The following is a 561-nucleotide window of genomic DNA, read 5'->3' as shown; positions in this document are numbered from 1 at the left end:
TCTGTAAACAACGTACCTGGTCAATTCCATAACTACACAGAAAAAGAACCACTAGGTGTATGTGCGCAAATTATTCCGTGGAACTATCCACTAATGATGGCTGCTTGGAAAATTGCTCCGGCGATTGCAGCAGGTTGCTCGGTTGTTATTAAACCGGCGTCACTAACGCCGCTTACAGCTATTATTCTTGGGGAAATTTGTTTCGAAGCAGGCGTTCCAGCCGGCGTTGTTAACATTTTACCAGGATCTGGTTCTGAAATTGGTAACTACTTGGTAGAACATGATTTAGTGAATAAAGTTGCGTTCACGGGTTCTACACCAATCGGAAAAGACATTATGGCAAGAGCAGCAGGAACTGTAAAACGCGTAACACTAGAACTTGGTGGGAAATCTCCAAGCCTTGTTTTTGAAGATGCAGACATTGAGGCGGCTGTTGATGGTTCACTCTATGGTGCGTTCAATAACACAGGTCAATCTTGTGATGCACGTACGCGTATCTATATTCATGAAAATGTTTACGATGAGTTCGTTGAGAAGTTTATTGCTAAAACAGAAAAACTA

General features: G+C 42.2%; 1 protein-coding gene. It reads left to right on the top strand.

Features of this window, described 5'->3' with window-relative positions:
• On the top strand, positions 1–561 hold a 561-nt coding region (locus AC25Y6_RS19595; RefSeq protein WP_488144205.1), incomplete at both ends, for an aldehyde dehydrogenase family protein.

The sequence above is a fragment of the Sporosarcina sp. Y1004 genome (genome assembly GCF_057669665.1).
The sequence above is the reverse complement of the archived record's forward strand: the minus strand, read 5'-3'. Positions and strand labels throughout refer to the sequence as shown.